Here is an 18,600-nt window from a genome sequence, read left to right on the forward strand (position 1 = left end):
GGCTGTAACTGTTGTCCAATGTTCAGCTACTAGGCCAAATCGGCGTTGTGTTCGCTGCGCCTCAAATCAGAATACACCAGGCACCAGCCGATAAGGCACGGCAGCAGTGAAATCACGATAGCTTGCATCGCGCGCTAAGACTCTTTCCACCGCCAAGATGCGCCCGATCTGAAAAGCAAATGCTGCAGAATAAACCGCCAAGTTGAAGACGCTCGGGTAGGAGAGGAGGAATCCAATCTGGGTCAAGATGTAGCCGGCGTACATGGGGTGGCGAACCAGCCGATAGGGACCTTTTTTCTTCACCCCCCGGTTCGCTGCCACGGCTCCGAAGCTCCGTCGCAACGTTAATTTGGCAGCGATCTGGACAGACATTCCAACCAACATCAGCGCTGCGCAAAGAGCCTGCGGAGCAAGCCCTTCATTTCCAGAGGGCTGTACCAGGAGCGGCGTTGCAGTGCCCAAAAAAGCGAGCAGCCAATCCCCAGGTAGCATCGAAACTTCGGTAGTGAAGCGCCTGAAAAGCACAAAAAAGAGAACTGCGCCTTCCGAAACAAGAGCGATAAGCGTGATGATGCTTCCGGTTGTCAACCACGATTGACCGAGCTTCCATGCGAAGAAGCTGAAAATTACACTCAGCACGACGCGCTCTAGGGCGTCCAAAAAAACTTGAACATTATTGCGGAGCGGCTGTGATGAATGCATCTTATCTCGCAGCATGTCGGGTGTACGAGCTAACAATTATCTCGTAAACGAACCCCATATCGAACTGGAATTTTGTCGAACACTTATAAAACGTACTTAACAACGGGTTTAAAGGAGCAATTCTACGTACACAGAACTTGCCTGGTAGGTGTTTGATCTGTCCCTGCCAATCCTGGGCAGTTCATCGCGCCCCAGCCTCTCCCTCCTTTGGGGTTTCGGTTAGGGTCGTTCTATTTCGATTAGCCAGATCGCCTTTTGCTTTAGCTATGGCAGGCAGGGGATGGCCTGCTGGTTTTGGTGGCAATAAGCTCAACGAGCCGATGCGGCTCTAGCGTGCCCTCTAAGAAGCTCTGATCAAGCGTAGCCTCGAACATTGCGACAAACTACTCTTTGTCCTCAGTACCTCCGGACGTCCGGGCAGGAGCCAATCAATGTGGCGCATCCTCCAACCAATCCGCTGCTCTTGTTTGGCGCTCAGTTCCATCTCCCCTCTCCCATTAGCTTTGGACCGGAGGGGTGGGAGGGGGCATCCAGTGGGTGGGGTCTCGACCGCCTTTCTCAAACTAGCAATTCCAACATCCTCCGCCCCAAACGGTCCAGACGCATCGCTGCAGGTCTGGTCAGCCGCGAAGCCGCTAGACGGCGGTAGAACCCCAAGAATACGGTCCCATCCTTCGGCGCGTCATCTATCGTATTCTACTGTGCCATCTGCCTTGCTCCACCGCCGTGAACGAAAAGCGCAACCTCTGTGACGCTTTGGTGGGGCTTTCTCCCACTAACAGCGTTTTTCGACGTCGAATTTTCGGTTTGTTCCTTTGTTCCCGAATTTCGGGGTTGCCTGAAAACCCTAGCTTCTCTATGTGTCCCAGCAGTCGGGGCGTAGCGCAGCCTGGTAGCGCATTTGTCTGGGGGACAAAGGGTCGTCGGTTCAAATCCGGCCGCTCCGACCATTTTCAATTCACGCTTCAAGAAGCGGGCACACCCGCCATGCCGTTGCATCAGCGCGATCTCGAATCCGTGCGAACGCTCTGGCCGCAGCTCGGCACGGCCACCCTCACCCTCATCAATCATTCCGAAAACCACACTTTTCGCGCCGATCTGCCCGGTGGCGAGCGGTTTTGCCTGCGCGTTCATCGCCCGGCCTATCAAAGCCCGGTGACCATCGAGAGTGAACTGACCTGGCTCGCCGCCCTCGAGCGCGACACCGATCTGCCGCTGCCCCAACCCGTGCCGGGCGCCAATGAGCGCCTCTTGCAGACCGTCACCACGGCGGCGGGAGAATCGCGCAATGCCGTGCTGTTCCGCTTCATTGCCGGCACCGAGCCAGCCATCGACGCCGAGCTGACGCCGCTGTTCGCTACTCTCGGCGATTATGCCGCCCGCCTCCATGCCCATGCGCTGGCCTGGCCGCGCCCCGCCGGCTTTGTCCGCCAGGCATGGAACGCCGCCACCATTCTTGATCCCGATGGCCTCTGGGGCGATTGGCGCGTAGCCCCAGGCGTAGACGGCGCCATCCGCCCGCTGCTCGACCGACTCGATACCGAACTGCGCGCCCGCCTTGCGGCTTATGGCACATCGAGCGAACGCTACGGCCTCATCCATGCCGATATGCGGCTGGGCAATCTCTTGGTGGATGGCGACACCGTCAGCCTCATCGATTTCGATGACTGCGGCCTTTGCTGGTTCACTTATGATTTCGCTGCGGCGATCTCGTTTCACGAAACCCATGCTTCGGTGCCCGACCTGCGCCAGGCCTGGCTCGCCGCCTACACAGCGAAACGCTCACTCACCCCGGCCGATATTGCCTCGATCGATTCCATGGTCATGCTGCGCCGCATGGCGTTGTTGACCTTTATCGGCTCCCATATCGAAACCGAGCTCGCCCGAACCCATTTGCCCGGCTTTGCCCAAGGCACCGCCGAGCTCGCCGAGCGCTATCTCGGCGGCGCGATCTGGCCGGGCTAGTAGGCGTTCTCGTTCTTGGACACCAGCGAGACCGGCGTCAGCAGCACGATGTAAAGATCGAGCAGGATCGACCAGTGCTCGATATAATAAAGGTCATGGTTCACGCGCTGCATGATCTTGTCGATCGTGTCGGTTTCCCCACGCCAGCCATTCACCTGCGCCCAGCCGGTCATCCCGGGCTTGACCCGATGCCGCGCGAAATAGCCTTCCACCGCCTCGTAATAAAGCTGGTTTTCCGCCTTGGCCTGCAGCGCATGGGGGCGGGGGCCGACAATGGAAAGCTCCCCGCGCAGCACATTGAACAGCTGCGGCAACTCGTCGATCGAAGTGCGGCGGATGAATTTCCCCACCTTGGTCACCCGCGGATCATCCTTGGTCACGAGCTTGCTCGCGCTCTGGTCGATCATGTCGGTACGCATGGAGCGGAATTTGAAGATGCGGATCAGCTCGTTGTTGAAGCCATGCCGCTTCTGGATAAAGAACACCGGCCCCGGGCTTTCGAGCTTGATGGCGATTGCCGTGGCGATCATCACCGGCGACAGGAGGATCAGCGCCACCAGCGCGACGAGCTTGTCGAACAGCCACTTGAAGATGAGGTTCCAGTCCGAAATCGGCCGGTCGGCCATGTCGAACACCGGCACATCCCCGACATAGGAATAAGCCTTGTTGGTGAATTTGAGCTTGCTCATATGCGCCGATAGCCGGATATCCACCGGCAGCACCCAAAGCTGGGTGAGCATTTCGAGCACGCGCTTTTCGGCCGATAGCGGCAGCGACACGATCACGAGATCCACCGGCGTGCGCCGCGCAAACTCGAGGAGGTCGGCCACCTTGCCCAGCTTGGGGCACCCATCCACCGTGTCGGGCGAGCGATCATCCACCCGGTCATCGAACAGGCCCAGAAGCTTGATGTCGTTGTTGGCACTGGCGCGAATCTGGCGGATCAGCACTTCGGCGTCGGCGCCACCGCCCACAATCGCGGTGCGGCGCTTGAGCCGGCCCCGCTCGGTCCAATAGCCAACCACCCCGCGCAGGCTGAGCCGATAAGCGATCAGCGTTGCCGCGCCCGCTCCATACCAGCCGATCAGCCAGACGCGGGAAAACATGTCCCCGGCCTTGAAAAAGAACATGCCCACGGTGAGCGCCACCATCACCAGCGTCCAGCCCACAAGGACGCGGCTGATCTGGTTGAAGATGGTGCGATAGGCGGCAATGCGGTGGGTGCGCGCCGCGTTGAACAGCACATTGGCCAACAGGCAAGCGCCAATGATCACCGGTACGTAAAAGCCGGGTTCATCGAGCTGCACATAGAAATGATAAATGCCGTAGCCCAGCGTGGCCAAAAGCAGCGCTTCGATGATCTGCGCGACGCCAACGATCACGGGACCCGAGATCACCCCTTCCACCGGCTGGGCGATGATGGCTTCAGCCTGGGGCGAAAGCGCGCGTGGGCCAGGTGTTTCTCCCAAGGCCTTATTGACGTGTTCAACCACGGCCTGTTGGGGATCGACACGAAACATGGCGCAGCAACTACTCCCTGGGAAGGGAGCAGTGTGGGTCAAAAGGAATGAAAACTCAGTGAAATTATGACGCTAAGGCTTATCTAACAGGCCGCGGTAAAGGGCTTCGATCTGCCCGCTCATCTGCTCGAGCGAGAAGTTCTGGCGGACAAAATCGAGCCGCGTTGCCATCTCTGCTTGCGCTTGTTCACGATGATCCAGCGCCTGCTGCATTGCTGCCCGCAAGGCCAGCGGATCGTTGGGTGCGACGAGACTTCCGGCCGTCGGCCCGAAGATTTCGGGAATGCCCCCGACGCGGGTGGCGATCACGGGCAGCTGCCCCGCCGCCGCTTCCAGCACCACATAGGGCAGTGATTCCGCCAGCGACGGCACCACCGCGCACCAGCCCTGAGGAAAAACCTGGCGCGCCGGCATTGCGCCGGGCAGCACGACGCGATCGCTCAGTCCCAATTGCCCGATCCGCTCGATCAGCGCCTGCCGGTCGCCACCATCCCCCGCCATCACCAGCCTTGCCGGCGATCCATCGGGGCGGCGCACATCCACCAGCGCTTCCACCAGCACAAAGATGCCCTTGAGCTGACGCAGCTCGCCCACGAACACGAAGTCCGCCGCATCGGGCGCCGGGGGCAGGGGCACGAACTCTTCGCGCGTCAGCCCATTATAAATCACCACGGTCGGGCAACTCGGCTCGGCGATCAGGGCGGCATAGGTAGCCCTGGCATAGGCGCTCTCAAAAATGATGGCGCCGGTTTGCCTGAGCAGCGCCCGCTCCAGCAGGTGGAACACCTGTCCTGATCGGCTGGACGAGGAAAAATGCAGCACTCCGCCATGGGGCGTATAAACCGCCGCGGCCCTTGCCCCGGCAAGCCGTGCCAACCGCGCATAAAAGCCACCCTTGGCCCCATGCCCGTGCAGCACATCGATATCGAGCTTGCCCGCCAGCCGGCGCACTGCCAGCGGCGTGGCGAGGTCGCCCGCGCCCAACACGCGCGGCATGGCGAAGCGGTGAATGCCAAGGCTTGCATGAGGGAGGAGGGCGGTCAGCCTGGTTTCGGTCTGCGCGTCATTGGCGAGGCTGTCGACCACCAGCCCGACCTCATGCCCCATTTCAGCAAGGGCCCGCGTCAGGTCGGCGACGTGCCGAAACAGCCCGCCCACTGGGGCGCGCATCACTTGCAGGATCCGCAGCTTGCCTGTTTGGCGCCCCGCCACCCCTAGAACCAGCGCTCCAGCACAACAATCGTGTCGCCGGGGTAAATTGGGAAGTCGAGGTCGACCGTGCCCTTGGCCATCTGGTCGCCCTGGCGGCGATACACCACCGCCTTGTTGCGATCCGCCGTGTCGCTGAACCCGCCCGCCGTGCTGATCGCGGCCCGAACGGTCATGCCATGCACATAGGGAAACTGGCCGGAATTGCCGATCTCGCCCTGGATAAAGAACGGCCGGTATTCCGCCACTTCCACTGCCACGTCGGGGTTGCGCATATAGCCATTGGCCAGCGCCCCGGCCAGTCGCCGGCTTGCGGTCTGGGTGGTTTGCCCGCGCACCTGCACCGGACCCACCAGCGGAAACGCCACCGAGCCGCTGTCATCGACGCGGTAGGTGTCGGTCAGCTGTTCGTCGCCATAAACTGTCACGCGCAAAGTATCGCCGGTGTCGAGCTGATAGGGCCCCTTGGTCTCGACCAGATAGGTTGCGTCGCGTGTGGTTGCACAGGCTGCAAGAGGCATCACCAGGGCAATGGAAAGTATTGGAAGCCAGCGCATGCAAATCTCGGCATTTGAGTTGCGCTACTTTTGTCCTGCCATGGTTAAGATTTTGCTTAGTTCGTCGCTTGCCGGTCGCGCTTTGCGAGCAGCTTAACGGATTGCTTACCACGCCGGCGCAATAACAAGGCAGAACTTGGGCGAGGTAGGCGATGTCTTATGAGGCGCAAACCGTGCAGGACGCACGGATCGATATGGCTGCGCTGAGCGGGGCAGTCCTGCGGCGGCTGCCGCGCATCATCCTCGTCACCCTGGTGCTGCTCGCCGCAACCTTTGCCATCCTGATGTTCATGCCGCGCCTTTACGAGTCGACGGCCGGGATCCTGGTTGAGCCGCGCAGCAATATCTATACCCGCTCGGCCAACGAGCAGGCTCCTTCGGTGACCGGCGCGGAAGCCGGGGTCGTATCCAGCCAGATCGAACTGATCAAATCGCGCGACACCCTGTTGCGCGTGATCGACCAGCTCGGTCTGCGCTCGGTTGCCGAATTCAATGGGGGCAGTGCCGGCTTTTCCCCGCTCGCCATGCTGACCCAGATGCTGGGCCGCCCCAGCGCCCCCAACAACATCGATGAAACCGTCCTGGCCAATATCTATGATCGGCTGACCGTGATCCAGGAGCGCGACTCGCGCATCATTTCGGTGATCTTCCGCTCGACCGATCCGCAGCGGGCCGCCGATATCGCCAATGCCATTGCCGCGGCCCATGTGGCGCGCCGCGCCGAGCTGTCTCTTTCCGACACCGCCGAGGCATCGGGCTGGCTCGATGCCGAGATCCAGAAACTGCGCAGCCGCGTCACCGAAGCCGAGGCCGCCGTCGCCAATTTCAAAGTCGACAACGACCTCTTTGTTGGCAACAACAATACCAGTCTCGTCGACCAGCAGCTTTCCACCATTGCGACCCAGATCAACGCCGCCCAGGAGCGCAAGAACGCCGCCCTGTCGCGCGCTGCCCTGATTCGCGGCCTCTTGGAGCGCGGCCAGCCCATCGACGGCGTCGCCGATGTGCGCGACTCCGCCGTGATCCAGCAGCTCAGCCAGGAAAAGGCGCGCCTCCAGGGCGAGCGGGCCCAGCTTTCGGCGACCCTGCTCGGCAACCATCCCAATATCCGCGCCGCCGACGCCCAGATCAACGAGCTCAACAACCAGATCGCCATTGAGGGTCGCCGCGTCGCCGAAGCGCTCGAAGCGGAAGCCCAGATCGAAGCTGATGTGGAAGCGTCGCTCCGTGGTGATCTCACCACCGCCAAGACCTCGGCCTCCACCGCGACCCAGGACACCGTCACCCTCGACAGCCTCCAGCGCGAAGCCGCGGCCCAGCGCAATCTGCTCGAAGGCTACCTGCAGCGCTACAGCGAAGCCGCGTCGCGCACTGATACCAACTCGACTCTCCCCGATGTGCGGGTGGTGACCATGGCCGCTCCCGCCGTCACCCCTTCTTCGCCACGCACCCAGTTCACCTTGATCCTGGTGGGGTTGGCTTCCCTGCTGCTCCAGCTGGGCCTCGTCATCTTCAACGAGCTGATCTCGGGCCGCGCCATCGCCCCCGCGCGCACCCTCGTCGTGCAGCGCAACCAGGATGAGCTCGACGCGGTCCCCTTCCAGGAAGCCGAGCTCGAGCCCGACCAGCGCTGGGAAGAACCCGAGCCCGCCACCGCCGAACTGGGCCCCGAAGCCGCGCACCTGATCGACGCCGACGAGCCCCTGCACCGCTATTCCGAGCCCGTCTTTGCCGACGAGCCCGAACACGTCACGCTCGCTGACGAGGCCGAGGACAATGAGGATGAGGACGCCGAGGACGAGGATGAGCCCGTCATGATCGAGGTTCCCGTGGTCGCCCAGGCCGAGCCCCTCGTGCCCGTCGTGGTGGTTCCCGTCCTCGCTGCGCCGCCGCCAGCCGACGAAGCCGAGCCCGAGCCTGTTGCGAGCGACGAAGATGAGGCGGACGTTCCCGCCCCCGAGCAGGTTTCCGCCGAAGACGGTCATGCCCGCCTGCGCCGCGCCCTGCTTGATGTCGCGCCCGATCTCGTGGTCGAGGACGAGCCCGAACAGCAAACCATTCCCGACGCCTTGGCCCACGCCTATGCCGCATCCCATCTGGACACGCCGCGCCTCCACTACCGCGATGAAAAACTGCCCGACACCGTGGCCTTCAGCGACCTGGCTGCCGATCTCGCGCTTGGCCGCACCCGCCTCGTGATCTTGGCCGGTCTCGCCGGTCATGACGAAAGCGCCGCCATGGCCGAGGAACTGGTGGGCGACGCCCTTGCTAGGGGTCTCAGCGTCGCTTTGGTTGATGCGGGCAGCGCCCGCCTCACCGAGGAGCCCGGCCTGTCCGATCTGACCAATGAAGCGGCAAGCTTTGGCGAGGTCGTGCACAAATCGGCCGACAACAGCTTTGCCGAAGTGCCATGGGGCCAGTCCCCGATGCTCGATCGCCGCTCCACCAGGCCCGTGACCCTGGTTGAAGCTTTGGGCGACATCTATGAGGTCGTGGTGCTGCTGACCGGCCCCGCCGGACCCAATTCCACTCTGCCCATGTTCGAGGCGCTCGATGGCCGGGTTATCCTCGTCACCGCCTCCATCGACAATGTCGACCAGATCGAGCAAACCCGCGAACAGATGCTGGAGGCCGGTTTCGGGCTGGTGGAAGTCGCGTCATTCCCCGAAGAACGTGTCGCGGCCTGAACCGCGCCATGTCGCTCAAATACACCGCCATCCGGGTCATGTTCGAGGCCTTGTGGCTGTCCCGGCTACCGGGCCTTGTGCGTACGCTGTCGAACGCGCGGGGCGTGATCTTCACGCTCCACCGCGTCCTGCCCGAAACCCCACCCGATTTCTCGCCCAACGCGATCCTCCAGATCGAGCCCGCCTTCCTCGACTACGTGATCGAGCGGCTGCGCGACCTCGGGGTCGACATTGTCTCCCTCGATGAGGCCATCGCGCGCCTGGCCGCCCCTGCCAAGACCCGCCCCTTTGCCGTTCTCACCTTTGACGACGCCTACAAGGACAATCTCCACCACGCGCTGCCCATCCTCGAGCGCCACGCGGCTCCTTTTACCCTTTATGTACCCACCGCCCTGGTCGATGGCACTGGCGATGTCTGGTGGCAGGCCATCGAGGACATCATCGCCGCCAATAACCGCATCGCCATCGCTGACGAGCCCGCCCCGCGCGACACCCTGACAACAGCCGAGAAACAAGCCGCCTACGATGCCCTCTACTGGCGTATGCGCCAGATGCCCGAGCCCGACCGCGTCGCGCTGCTCCATCGTTTCGCCGCCGACCACGGCTTTGATCTGGCCGCTCATTGCCGCGCGCTGATCATGGATTGGGCCGAGCTCACGACGATTGCGGCCGACCCGCTTTGCACCATCGGCGCCCACACTGTGCACCATTATGAGCTCGCCAAACTCCCGCCCGAAGACGCCAGCCAGGAAATGGCGCGCTCGGCCGACATCCTTGCCGCACGCCTCGGCACCCGTCCAATCCATCTGTCCTATCCCATCGGGGGCCCGGCCTCGGCTGGGGAGCGCGAATTCGCCGCCGCCCGCGATCTCGGCTTTGCTTCGGGCGTCACCACCCGGCCGGGCGGGCTTTACCCGCACCACGCCGAGACGCTCCACGCGCTCCCACGCGTGTCGCTCAATGGCCTCTTCCAAAACCGTCGCTATGTGGATGTGTTTGCCACCGGGGCGCTCTTCACCTGGCTGGGCAAGATCGGCGCTTAAGCGCTGTCGGGCTTGGCCATCCAGCGGATGATCGCCATGGCCGGCAAGCACCAGCCCATGCCCACCACCAGAAAATAAACGATCAACACCAGCGGATGCAGGTCCGGCGGAAGTTGCAGATAGATCGCCGTGCCAAGCCATAGCCAGGCCACGATGGACCCCAGCAGCAAAACGATGCCGATCAACTTGCGGTTACGCTGGGTCATGTGCGGCAACGCGCCTGTTGCGAGAAAGGATGGCCGGGCATACCACTCGGCAGCCTTTCACGATACCGGGAATACACCCGTGACTCTTGTCCACGATGCCGCACTGAGCCCTGCCATTTCGCCAGCCGCCGATCGCCTGCGTCCGGTGCGCATCTGGCTTTATGGCCTGGCCGCCTTTGTGTTGCTGATCGTGGTTGTGGGCGGCATCACCCGGCTAACCGAATCGGGCCTGTCCATCACCAGCTGGAAGCCGATCACCGGCGCCATTCCCCCGCTGACCGAAGCCGATTGGCTCGCAGAATTCGAAGCCTACAAGCAGATCCCGCAATATCAGGTCAACAACACCTGGATGTCGCTGGCCGACTTCAAGATGATCTTCTTTTGGGAGTGGTTCCACCGCCTGCTCGGCCGGGTGCTGGGCTTCCTCTTCATTGTGCCCTTCGTTGTTTTCCTGTTCCAGAAGCGCCTGCCGCGCACGCTGGCGCTGCCGCTGTTCGGCCTTTTCCTGCTCGGTGGTTTTCAGGGCGCGCTGGGCTGGTGGATGGTGTCTTCGGGGCTGACGGAACTCACCTCGGTGTCGCAATACCGCCTCGCCGCTCACCTCACGGCTGCCGGCGTACTGCTGATCGCACTGACCTATGTGCCCCGCTCCATCGATCCAAGGCCGGTAACGGGGCAGGTGAGTGCCAAGCACCTCTGGAGCGCCGGGCTGCTTCTTGTTCTCATCATGATCCAGATCGCGGCCGGCGCCTTTGTTGCCGGGCTTGATGCCGGCATGGGCTATAATACTTGGCCTCTCATGGACGGTGCCCTTGTTCCCAACGGCCTTGGGGCCATGCAGCCGGGCTGGCGCAATCTTTTCGAGAACAACCTGACCGTTCAGTTCAACCACCGCATGATCGCCTACGGCATCGTGCTGTATATGGTCTGGCTGCTTTGGGCGCAGGCGAGGGCAGGGGGCTTTGCCGGCGTTCACCGCTGGCTGCCGCGCCTCGCTGTGATCGTGCTGCTCCAGGTAGTCCTGGGCATTTCCACCCTCCTGTCTCAGGTGCAGATCGACCTTGCCGTGGCCCACCAGGCCGTGGCGTTCATCCTCGCGGGCGCGGTAACGCTATACTTGGCCGATCTGCTACGCGCCGCGCGCTCAGCTGGCGTCCAGCGCACGGCTGCCCCCGTCTCAGTCGGTCTTGCAGAATCGATGCGGTAATATAATACCACGTCTGTAAGCGCTTGTTTCTGTTGGCGATTTTATTCGTACTTGACGGGGGCTCGTTCTCCCACTACACGGCCACTCGAACATGTCGGAAACCGCTCCTGAGTGGTCGTCGGCAGGCATAGCTTTCTAAGGATATCAACATGACCACTTACTCGGCAAAACCGAGCGAGATCGACAAGAAGTGGCTCCTGATCGACGCCGAAGGGCTGGTCGTCGGCCGCCTCGCGTCCATCATCGCTTCGCGTCTGCGCGGCAAGCACAAGCCCACTTTCACGCCTCACATGGACATGGGTGACAACATCATCGTCATCAATGCCGACAAGGTGAAGCTGACCGGCCGCAAGCTCGATCAGCACCGCTTCTACTGGCACACCGGCTACCCCGGCGGCATCAAGGACCGGACTGCCCGCGAGCTGCTGGAAGGCCGCTTCCCCGAGCGCGTTCTGGAGAACGCCGTGCGCCGCATGATGCCTGGTGGCCCGCTGACCCGCGCCCAGCTCAAGAATCTGCGCGTCTATTCGGGTGCCGAGCATCCCCACGAGGCTCAGGCTCCCGAGCAGCTCGATGTTGCCGCGATGAACTCCAAGAATGTGAGGGCTAAGTAATGGCCGAGACCATCAACTCTCTTGAAGACCTTGGCACTTCCACTGTTGCCCCGGCCGTCAACACCGCTCCCGTCCATGTCCAGAAGCTCGACGCGCAGGGCCGCGCCTATGCCACCGGCAAGCGCAAGAACGCCGTTGCACGCGTCTGGATCAAGCCGGGCAAGGGCAATCTGGTGATCAATGGCCGCGAATTCGCTGCCTATTTCGCTCGTCCCGTGCTGCAGCTCATCGTCAAGCAGCCCATCGTCGCGACCGAACGCACCGACCAGTATGACGTCACCGTCACTGTTGCCGGCGGCGGTCTGTCCGGCCAGGCCGGTGCCGTTCGTCACGGCATCTCCAAGGCCCTCAACTTCTTCGAGCCGGACCTGCGTCCCGTGCTCAAGAAGGGCGGCTTCCTGACCCGCGACGCCCGCGTCGTCGAACGCAAGAAGTACGGCAAGGCCAAGGCCCGCAAGTCCTTCCAGTTCTCCAAGCGCTAAGCTTCGGATTTTTCATTCGCGACTACGAAAGGGGCCGGGCAACCGGCCCTTTTCTATTGCGGTGCCTCCTCCCGCAGACATCTCAGCTCCTGCCCTCCCTCCCCCTTGAGGGGAGGGCCGGGGAGGGGGTAATTGTGCTCCTGCACCTGAGCCGCCAATGGAACGGCGTCACCATGCACAGCGACCAGAACTGTCGCCTCCCTCCCCCTTGAGGGGCTTCGAACCGGCCGCAGGTGAAATGGCTCCGGTGGACCGATTTCAGGTGAGAAGGCCATGAGAGCTGCGCTCGAATGGCTGAGAGGGTGGGGGTGCCGGCCCCTCCACGGAGTGGAGCCCCGCTGCCCACCTGGTTTCAAACACCAAGGCCCCGCATCCCCACTTCCCATCTCCCCGCACCGGCCTATATGTGACGGGCCTCCGGACCCCGCGTTATGCCCAGCCTCGTTACCCGCTTCCACCTGCTTTTGTTTGGCATCACCCTGGCCATTGCCGGGGTCGCCCTCATCCATGTGCCCGAGGGCTATGTCTTTGTGGCCCATTGGCAGGGCAGCACCGCCGATTGGGCCTGGCCGCGCGACATCGCCCTGGCGGTCGCCCCGCTGGTTGAACTGGCGCTGATGGGCGGCTTCTGGCTGCTCGGTCGCCGCCTGTCCAATAAGCAATTGGCCGATACCCGCCACATCCTCGATCCCGCCCTGACCCTCGCGCTCGCCATTGCCACGGCTTGCCAGTTTGCCCTCCTGATGCAGGGTGTCGGCTCCGATCTCGACTTTTTCCGCGCCACCGCCTTTGTGCTGGCTGGCGTCCTGCTCGTGCTGGCGGCAGTGCTATTCGAGGCTGAGCGCCACACCTATCGCGGCTTGCGCCTGCCCTGGCCGATCGCCTCCGAACGCGCCTGGCGCCTCGTCCACCGCCTCACCGGCCTGTCCTGCGTAGCCCTGGCCTGCCTCCTGATCTGGCTCGGCTGGATGGATGCCGGGGCCGGCCCACTGGTTCTGGCCATGGGCGCGAGCCTGCTAGCCGTTCCCCTGTTGGCCGCGACGCTCAGTGCACTGACGCGGCGCCTGTAACAGGCCCGGGATCAACAAAAAGGGGAGGCCGCTGCCTCCCCTTTTTCTTTGTCTCGCAACGCGCCTCAGCCCACCAGCTTGAGCGCCGGGCGCCGCGGCTTGGTGCGCACCGGCTTGTAGTTGGTCATCACGCCCTCGATCACATCGATCGCCTTGCCAGTGCCATCCTCGGCCTGCAGTAATTCGGCGATCTCGCCCGCATTGCGCCGATAGGTCTCGTTGGTGCTCAGATCCTGCAGCGCCGCCGCCAAAATTTCGGCCGTCAGCTTGCGCAGCCGCACCGGCTTGGGTCCGCAGCCCAGCTCATAAACCCGGCGCCCCCAATAGGGCTGGTCGATCGCCTGTGGCACCACAAAGGTCGGCCGGCCCAGATGCAGCCCCGCCGAGGTCGTGCCCGCCCCACCGTGATGCACCACGCCGCTCACATAGCGGAACAGCTTGTCATGCGGTGCCTTCTCGAACGCAAAGATGCTGTCGGGCAAATCGGACGGGTCGATCCCGCCCCAGCCGCGCGCCACCACCGCGCGCCCGCCCCAGAGCCGCACGGCCTCTTTCAAGATCTGCGTATTGCGCTCCGCCCCGAATGGCATGGAGCCAAAGCCGATATAAACCGGCGCGTCCCCGGCAGCCAGGAACCGCTGGAACTCGGGGGAGGGGTGCCAGTCGTCATGCGTCTTGAGCTGCCAGTATCCCGTCACCAGCGCGGTCTTGGGCCAGTCGCGCGGCCGCGGCGACACGGCTTCCGAATAGGCATAAAGCGTGGTCAGCGGCGTGCCTTCGGTATTGGTGAACAGCCCGCCCATCAGCCGCGCATCTAGCCCCATCAGCTCGCGCCGCAGCTTGTTGCGCGGCAGGTTCCAATAGGCCTGCTGCACGGTCGCCGCCGTATAGGACAGCTTGTTGAGCGCCGGCCCCAGATCATTGCCCACATAATACATGCAGAGCGGAAACTCGCTGGTCGAGTTGAGCGGCTGCAGCGCCGTCATGATCGCGGGAATCTTGAGCGCTTCGGCAATGTCGATGCCAAAGCTGGTATTCATGTTGATGATGATCGCGTCGCACCCCTGGCACATATTCCAGGCGTGGCGCGCCGCCGTGTCCACGATCTGCTGGCCCTGGCGCAACAGCGCGGGCGCATTGATCAGCATGGATTGGCTCATCGCGTTCTCGAACCGCGATTGCTGCAAAAATGCCTGGATGGAGGGTCCGAGGGAATGGAATTCGACGCCCCGGCTTTCGATCAGGTCCTTGAACTCTTCGGAAGCCCCAAGCACCGTCTCGTAACCGCGCTCCTGCAGGGCGATTGCGAGGGCCAGGTAAGGTTGAACGTCGCCTTGCGTTCCAATCGTCACCAAGGCTATGCGCTTCAAGATTGGACCTCGTCATCCGCTGCATGTGGTGCGGAAATCGGCCTGCGGCAGACCATTTACAATACCCGGGTCAGCATTTATGAACAACGAACCTTTAGCCGGTTTTCATAACTACGTCGCATCTTAAGGGCAAGAGTCATGCCGTTTCCCCACATGATTGCATTGGTTGGAGCCTTGCTCGCCGGCAGTCCCGTGGCAGCCGCCACGGTCGGGGCAGCGGCGAACGCCCGCTAGCTCTTCCCGCTGGGCCACGGTGTTGGCCGGGAAGAGCCGAACAAATCTGCGATCCCTTCGAGAACGCTTAACCCTGTTCAAACCATAATTCCGCGACAATAAGCCAGTCTGTTGCAGACTGCGCGGCCCCAGCGCGTTGTCGCTAGCAAGGTCCCACCCCGGACCGCCCGAGGATTCCATGAGCGAAGATTTCCACCGCATCCGCCGTCTCCCGCCCTATGTTTTTGCCCATATCGACCCGATCAAGGCCAAGGCGCGCGCCGATGGCGTCGACATCATCGATCTGGGCATGGGCAATCCCGATATGCCCACCCCCGAGCACATCGTGAACAAGCTCCAGGAAGTGGTGAAGGACCCGCGCACCCATCGCTATTCCACCTCCCGTGGCATTCCGGGGCTGCGCAAGGCGCAGGCGAGCTATTATGGCCGCCGTTTCGGGGTCAAGCTCAACCCCGATACCCAGGTAGTCGCCACCCTTGGCTCCAAGGAAGGCTTTGCCAATATGGCTTCGGCCATTACCGCCCCGGGCGATGTGGTGCTGGTGCCCAACCCCACCTATCCCATTCATTCCTTTGGCTTCATCATGGCCGGCGGCGTCGTGCGCTCCATGCCGGCCGATCCCAATGAAGATTTCATGCGCTCGCTCGATCGCGCCGTGCGCCACTCCATCCCCAAGCCCATCGCGCTGGTCTTGAACTATCCCGCCAACCCGACCGCCTATACGGCCTCGCTCGATTTTTACGCCGAAGTGGTCAAGTACTGCCGCGCCAACGACATCTTCATCCTGTCCGATCTCGCCTATTCGGAGATCTATTTCGACGAGAAGGACCCGCCGCCTTCCGTGCTGCAGATCCCGGGCGCCATCGACATTTCGGTCGAGTTCACCTCCATGAGCAAGACCTATTCCATGCCCGGCTGGCGCGTCGGTTTCGCCGTCGGCAATGAGCGCCTGATCGCCGCCCTTGCGCGCGTCAAATCCTATCTCGATTACGGCGCCTTCACCCCCATCCAGGTCGCCGCCACCGCCGCCCTCAACGGCTCCGATGAAGTGATCGAGGAAGTGCGCAAGATCTACAAGGCGCGCCGCGACGTCATGGTGGAAAGCTTTGCCCGCGCCGGCTGGGACATCCCGGTCCCCAAGGCGACCATGTTCGCCTGGGCGCCCATCCCCGCCCAGTACGCCCATATGGGCTCGCTTGAATTCGCCAAGATGCTGATCCAGGAGACCGGCGTCGCTGTGGCCCCTGGCGTCGGCTTTGGCGAATATGGCGATCAGTATATCCGCCTGGCATTCGTCGAAAACGAACAACGCATCCGCCAGGCCGCCCGCAACATCAAAAAGCTCCTCGGCACCAAATCCGGCACCGGCAACGTCGTCCCCCTGACCGCCTGATTTTGGGCAGGGCAGGGGTTAATCCACTTCCCGCCCCACCTAACCCACGCGCAACCCCTCGGTCCGCCTAACTCCACCAGCCCCTCCGTCCCCCTCCCCCTTGAGGGGAGGGGTCAGGGGTGGGGGTTCAGGCGCTTGGGTGCTCCCCGGTGTGTCTGTAGGGCACCAGCAGTATCGACCATCCTGCACCACCCCATCAGCCTGCCTCCCCGCCCCCTTGAGGGGAGGGGCCAAGGGAGGGGGTTCAGGCCGATCGGCAGCAGTGGGAGGCGCTAGGATTAACCGGTGCTTCCGACAATGCTCCACTGGGCGGAAGAGCCCGAACCCCCACCCTCAATCCCTCCCCTCAAGGGGGAGGGAAGCCCGAGAGCCGCTGGTTCCGAACTAAGCCAAGCTACCGATCGAGAGCTGAGGCTGACCGGCCGCCCCCTGATATCCACCCACCAGCCCCTCCGTCCCCCTCCCCCTTGAGGGGAGGGGTCAGGGGTGGGGGTTCAGGCGCCTGGGCGCTCTCTGGCGTCTCTGTAGGGCGCCAGCAGTATCGACCATCCTGCACCACCCCATCAGCCTGCCTCCCCTCCCCCTTGAGGGGAGGGGTCAGGGGTGGGGGTTCAGGTGGATGGATAGGAGTGGAGGTCACGATGGGTTACCGGCGCTTCCGACAGGGCTCCAATGGGCGGAGGAGCCAGCACCCCCACCCTCAAGGGGGAGGGAAGCCCAAGAGCCGCTGGTCCTGCATTTAGCCCTGGAGTCCAAGCCGCGGCTTCTGCCCACCCGGTCCAAAACAACAAAAAAGGCGGGTCCGAAAACCCGCCTTCTTCAAACTTCAAACCGCAAAAGCCTTAGTTCAACCGCGAACCCACATCGGCAATCGCCCGGTCGACTACCTGGCCGCCCCGATTGTTCATCTCGTCGGTGAGCACCACGCGCGCAGCCTCAATGGCAACATCGGCGGAGCGGGCGCGCACTTCGGCAATGGCCTGGGCCTCTGCCTGAGCGATCTTGTCTTCCACCGTCTTGGTGCGGCGGGCGACAAGTTCAGCCAGCGACGCCTGGGCTTCATTGGTCAGGCGCACGGCGTCTTCCCGAGCGGTGGCGATGATGCTCTCCGCTTCGCTTTCGGCCGCAACACGCTTTTGCTCATATTCCACCAACAATGCCGCGGCTTCTTCGCGCAACCGCTTGGCTGCTTCCAGCTCATCGGCGATCTGCCGGATCCGGCCGTCGAGTAGTTTGGCAATGGTTTTGGGAATGCCGAAATAGGCAGCCACGGCAAAAAACAGAACCAGCGCGACGGTGGCCCAGAAGCTGTTATCCATCCATTCCATGCTGCTTACTCCTTGCCAACTTTGGCGACTGCAGCGCGAACGCTTTCAGGCGAAACTTCGCCCACGAGCTGGGCGACGATGGTCTGCGCCGTTTCGGCGGCGATATCGTCGACCTGGGTGAGGGCGGCAGCCTTGGTCTGGGCGATGCGCGCCTCGGCCGAAGTCATGCGGGCGGCAAGGTCGGTTTCCACGGCCTGGCGCTTCGCGGCCAGTTCGGTCTGGATGGATTCGCGCGTTTCGGTGGCAATGCCCTGCGCCTTGCTCTTGGCAGCGGCAAGGGCCGCCTCATAGGCAGCGATGGCGGCATCGGTTTTCTGGCGGCTCGCATCGGCGGCAGCCAGGTCGGCATCCAGCCGTGCCTTGCGCTCGTCGATAATCGAACCGAGGCGGGGCAGGGCCAGCTTGCTCATCAGCAGGTAGAGCGCGGCGAAGGTGATCGCCAGCCACAACAGCTGTGAGGGGAATGTTGCGGGGTCGAAGGGCGGGAACACGCCGGTGTCATGGGCATCGGCGCCCACTTCGGTGCCGTGGTGTTCGGCAGCGGGGTCATGCCCCGTGGCGCCTTCCACAGGCTCCCCATGGGGGACATCAATAACCGTGTCGAGGTTTTGCTCGCTCGGTGTTTCCGCCTCTTGGGCGAAGGCTTGCGTGGCCATCGGCTTGGTTCCGTTCGATCCGGAGAAACCGGCGGTCGGCCGGTCGAGAAAAGGCAGCCGGGTCTAGAGCCCCGGCTGCATCAGCGTCGTGCTGCCTTGGATTAGGCGACGAACAGCAGGATCAGGGCGACCAGGAACGAGAAGATGCCCAGTGCTTCGGTCACGGCGAAACCGAAGATCAGGTTACCGACCTGCGAAGGAGCAGCGGACGGATTGCGCAGTGCGCCCGTCAGGAAGTTCGAGAAGATGGATGACACGCCAAGGGCAGCGCCGGCCATACCGAGGGTTGCAATACCAGCGCCGATGAACTTTGCGGCTTCAGCGTCCATTTGGGTAGTCCTTTCGAGGGGTCAAAGA

General features: G+C 62.8%; 17 protein-coding genes and 1 tRNA gene. 9 read left to right on the top strand and 9 right to left on the bottom strand.

Translation table 11 applies throughout. From position 1 onward, the window contains the following. Positions 1-66: 66 nt before the first annotated feature. Positions 67-717: a methyltransferase gene (locus HRU92_RS02695; protein WP_173087522.1), complete on the bottom strand. Its 651-nt coding sequence runs from the start codon at positions 715-717 to the stop codon at positions 67-69. An 858-nt stretch (positions 718-1,575) separates the two neighbouring features. Between HRU92_RS02695 and HRU92_RS02700 the strand changes: the two genes are divergently transcribed. After that, positions 1,576-1,652 (top strand) — tRNA-Pro (locus HRU92_RS02700). 37 nt (positions 1,653-1,689) lie between these two features. Continuing rightward, positions 1,690-2,667, top strand: coding sequence for a phosphotransferase (locus tag HRU92_RS02705; protein ID WP_173087524.1), 978 nt, complete (start codon positions 1,690-1,692; stop codon positions 2,665-2,667). Here HRU92_RS02705 and HRU92_RS02710 read toward each other — a convergent pair. The 3 genes from HRU92_RS02710 to HRU92_RS02720 form a co-directional block, all read right to left on the bottom strand. Then, positions 2,664-4,187 (bottom strand): undecaprenyl-phosphate glucose phosphotransferase, encoded by a 1,524-nt coding sequence (locus tag HRU92_RS02710; protein WP_172122906.1) that lies wholly within the window; start codon positions 4,185-4,187, stop codon positions 2,664-2,666. The two genes, HRU92_RS02705 and HRU92_RS02710, sit on opposite strands and share 4 nt — an antisense overlap. A gap of 72 nt (positions 4,188-4,259) precedes the next feature. After that, complete coding sequence (locus HRU92_RS02715) at positions 4,260-5,357, bottom strand: glycosyltransferase family 4 protein (protein ID WP_248307010.1); 1,098 nt, start codon at positions 5,355-5,357, stop codon at positions 4,260-4,262. A 44-nt stretch (positions 5,358-5,401) separates the two neighbouring features. Then, a complete protein-coding gene (locus HRU92_RS02720) occupies positions 5,402-5,953 on the bottom strand; it encodes a polysaccharide biosynthesis/export family protein (RefSeq protein WP_172122908.1) in 552 nt (183 codons plus the stop codon). A 152-nt stretch (positions 5,954-6,105) separates the two neighbouring features. Here HRU92_RS02720 and HRU92_RS02725 point away from each other — a divergent pair, with 152 nt between their 5' ends. Beyond that, on the top strand, positions 6,106-8,640 hold the full coding sequence (locus tag HRU92_RS02725) for a GumC family protein (protein WP_173087526.1): 2,535 nt from the start codon (positions 6,106-6,108) through the stop codon (positions 8,638-8,640). Positions 8,641-8,648: 8 nt separating this feature from the next. Continuing rightward, positions 8,649-9,683, top strand: coding sequence for a polysaccharide deacetylase family protein (locus HRU92_RS02730; RefSeq protein WP_173087528.1), 1,035 nt, complete (start codon positions 8,649-8,651; stop codon positions 9,681-9,683). Here the strand turns inward: HRU92_RS02730 and HRU92_RS02735 are convergent. Further along, the gene (locus tag HRU92_RS02735) at positions 9,680-9,889 is read right to left on the bottom strand and encodes a DUF2842 domain-containing protein (RefSeq protein WP_173087530.1); all 210 of its coding nucleotides are present in this window, start codon (positions 9,887-9,889) and stop codon (positions 9,680-9,682) included. The genes HRU92_RS02730 and HRU92_RS02735 overlap by 4 nt on opposite strands. Before the next feature lie 79 nt (positions 9,890-9,968). On the opposite strand from HRU92_RS02735, the gene HRU92_RS02740 reads away from it, so the two are divergent. The 4 genes from HRU92_RS02740 to HRU92_RS02755 all read left to right on the top strand — a co-directional run bounded on the left by HRU92_RS02740 (position 9,969) and on the right by HRU92_RS02755 (position 13,262). After that, complete coding sequence (locus HRU92_RS02740; RefSeq protein ID WP_349236683.1) at positions 9,969-11,096, top strand: COX15/CtaA family protein; 1,128 nt, start codon at positions 9,969-9,971, stop codon at positions 11,094-11,096. Between the two features lie 149 nt (positions 11,097-11,245). Beyond that, the gene (gene rplM / locus HRU92_RS02745; protein ID WP_127752545.1) at positions 11,246-11,710 is read left to right on the top strand and encodes a 50S ribosomal protein L13; all 465 of its coding nucleotides are present in this window, start codon (positions 11,246-11,248) and stop codon (positions 11,708-11,710) included. Continuing rightward, on the top strand, positions 11,710-12,192 hold the full coding sequence (gene rpsI / locus HRU92_RS02750) for a 30S ribosomal protein S9 (RefSeq protein WP_127752546.1): 483 nt from the start codon (positions 11,710-11,712) through the stop codon (positions 12,190-12,192). Before rplM ends, rpsI begins: the two co-directional genes overlap by 1 nt. A 431-nt stretch (positions 12,193-12,623) precedes the next feature. After that, the gene (locus HRU92_RS02755) at positions 12,624-13,262 is read left to right on the top strand and encodes an SdpI family protein (protein WP_172122913.1); all 639 of its coding nucleotides are present in this window, start codon (positions 12,624-12,626) and stop codon (positions 13,260-13,262) included. 65 nt (positions 13,263-13,327) lie between these two features. Here the strand turns inward: HRU92_RS02755 and HRU92_RS02760 are convergent, their stop codons facing one another. Beyond that, positions 13,328-14,632 carry a glycosyltransferase gene (locus HRU92_RS02760; RefSeq protein WP_172122914.1) on the bottom strand — a complete coding sequence of 435 codons (1,305 nt, stop codon included), beginning with the start codon at positions 14,630-14,632 and terminating at the stop codon, positions 13,328-13,330. A gap of 412 nt (positions 14,633-15,044) precedes the next feature. On the opposite strand from HRU92_RS02760, the gene HRU92_RS02765 reads away from it, so the two are divergent. Then, positions 15,045-16,259: an LL-diaminopimelate aminotransferase gene (locus HRU92_RS02765; RefSeq protein ID WP_172122915.1), complete on the top strand. Its 1,215-nt coding sequence runs from the start codon at positions 15,045-15,047 to the stop codon at positions 16,257-16,259. Positions 16,260-17,101: 842 nt separating this feature from the next. Here HRU92_RS02765 and HRU92_RS02770 read toward each other — a convergent pair. The 3 genes from HRU92_RS02770 to HRU92_RS02780 form a co-directional block, all read right to left on the bottom strand. Then, a complete protein-coding gene (locus tag HRU92_RS02770; protein ID WP_127752550.1) occupies positions 17,102-17,587 on the bottom strand; it encodes an ATP F0F1 synthase subunit B in 486 nt (161 codons plus the stop codon). Positions 17,588-17,592: 5 nt separating this feature from the next. Beyond that, the gene (locus tag HRU92_RS02775; protein WP_173087532.1) at positions 17,593-18,243 is read right to left on the bottom strand and encodes an ATP F0F1 synthase subunit B; all 651 of its coding nucleotides are present in this window, start codon (positions 18,241-18,243) and stop codon (positions 17,593-17,595) included. Between the two features lie 101 nt (positions 18,244-18,344). Further along, positions 18,345-18,572 (bottom strand): F0F1 ATP synthase subunit C, encoded by a 228-nt coding sequence (locus HRU92_RS02780; protein WP_127752552.1) that lies wholly within the window; start codon positions 18,570-18,572, stop codon positions 18,345-18,347. Between the last annotated feature and the right edge of the window lie 28 nt (positions 18,573-18,600).

This window comes from Devosia sp. 1635 (assembly GCF_013185955.1).
In the GTDB taxonomy this organism is placed as follows: Bacteria; Pseudomonadota; Alphaproteobacteria; order Rhizobiales; family Devosiaceae; genus Devosia.

Coding starts and splice junctions, on each gene's coding strand:
- HRU92_RS02695 (WP_173087522.1), bottom strand. CDS start 717: ATGCTGCGAGATAAGATGCATTCATCACAGCCGCTCCGCAATAATGTT.
- HRU92_RS02705 (WP_173087524.1), top strand. CDS start 1,690: ATGCCGTTGCATCAGCGCGATCTCGAATCCGTGCGAACGCTCTGGCCG.
- HRU92_RS02710 (WP_172122906.1), bottom strand. CDS start 4,187: ATGTTTCGTGTCGATCCCCAACAGGCCGTGGTTGAACACGTCAATAAG.
- HRU92_RS02715 (WP_248307010.1), bottom strand. CDS start 5,357: ATGCGCGCCCCAGTGGGCGGGCTGTTTCGGCACGTCGCCGACCTGACG.
- HRU92_RS02720 (WP_172122908.1), bottom strand. CDS start 5,953: ATGCGCTGGCTTCCAATACTTTCCATTGCCCTGGTGATGCCTCTTGCA.
- HRU92_RS02725 (WP_173087526.1), top strand. CDS start 6,106: ATGTCTTATGAGGCGCAAACCGTGCAGGACGCACGGATCGATATGGCT.
- HRU92_RS02730 (WP_173087528.1), top strand. CDS start 8,649: ATGTCGCTCAAATACACCGCCATCCGGGTCATGTTCGAGGCCTTGTGG.
- HRU92_RS02735 (WP_173087530.1), bottom strand. CDS start 9,889: ATGACCCAGCGTAACCGCAAGTTGATCGGCATCGTTTTGCTGCTGGGG.
- rplM (WP_127752545.1), top strand. CDS start 11,246: ATGACCACTTACTCGGCAAAACCGAGCGAGATCGACAAGAAGTGGCTC.
- rpsI (WP_127752546.1), top strand. CDS start 11,710: ATGGCCGAGACCATCAACTCTCTTGAAGACCTTGGCACTTCCACTGTT.
- HRU92_RS02755 (WP_172122913.1), top strand. CDS start 12,624: ATGCCCAGCCTCGTTACCCGCTTCCACCTGCTTTTGTTTGGCATCACC.
- HRU92_RS02765 (WP_172122915.1), top strand. CDS start 15,045: ATGAGCGAAGATTTCCACCGCATCCGCCGTCTCCCGCCCTATGTTTTT.
- HRU92_RS02770 (WP_127752550.1), bottom strand. CDS start 17,587: ATGGAATGGATGGATAACAGCTTCTGGGCCACCGTCGCGCTGGTTCTG.
- HRU92_RS02775 (WP_173087532.1), bottom strand. CDS start 18,243: ATGGCCACGCAAGCCTTCGCCCAAGAGGCGGAAACACCGAGCGAGCAA.
- HRU92_RS02780 (WP_127752552.1), bottom strand. CDS start 18,572: ATGGACGCTGAAGCCGCAAAGTTCATCGGCGCTGGTATTGCAACCCTC.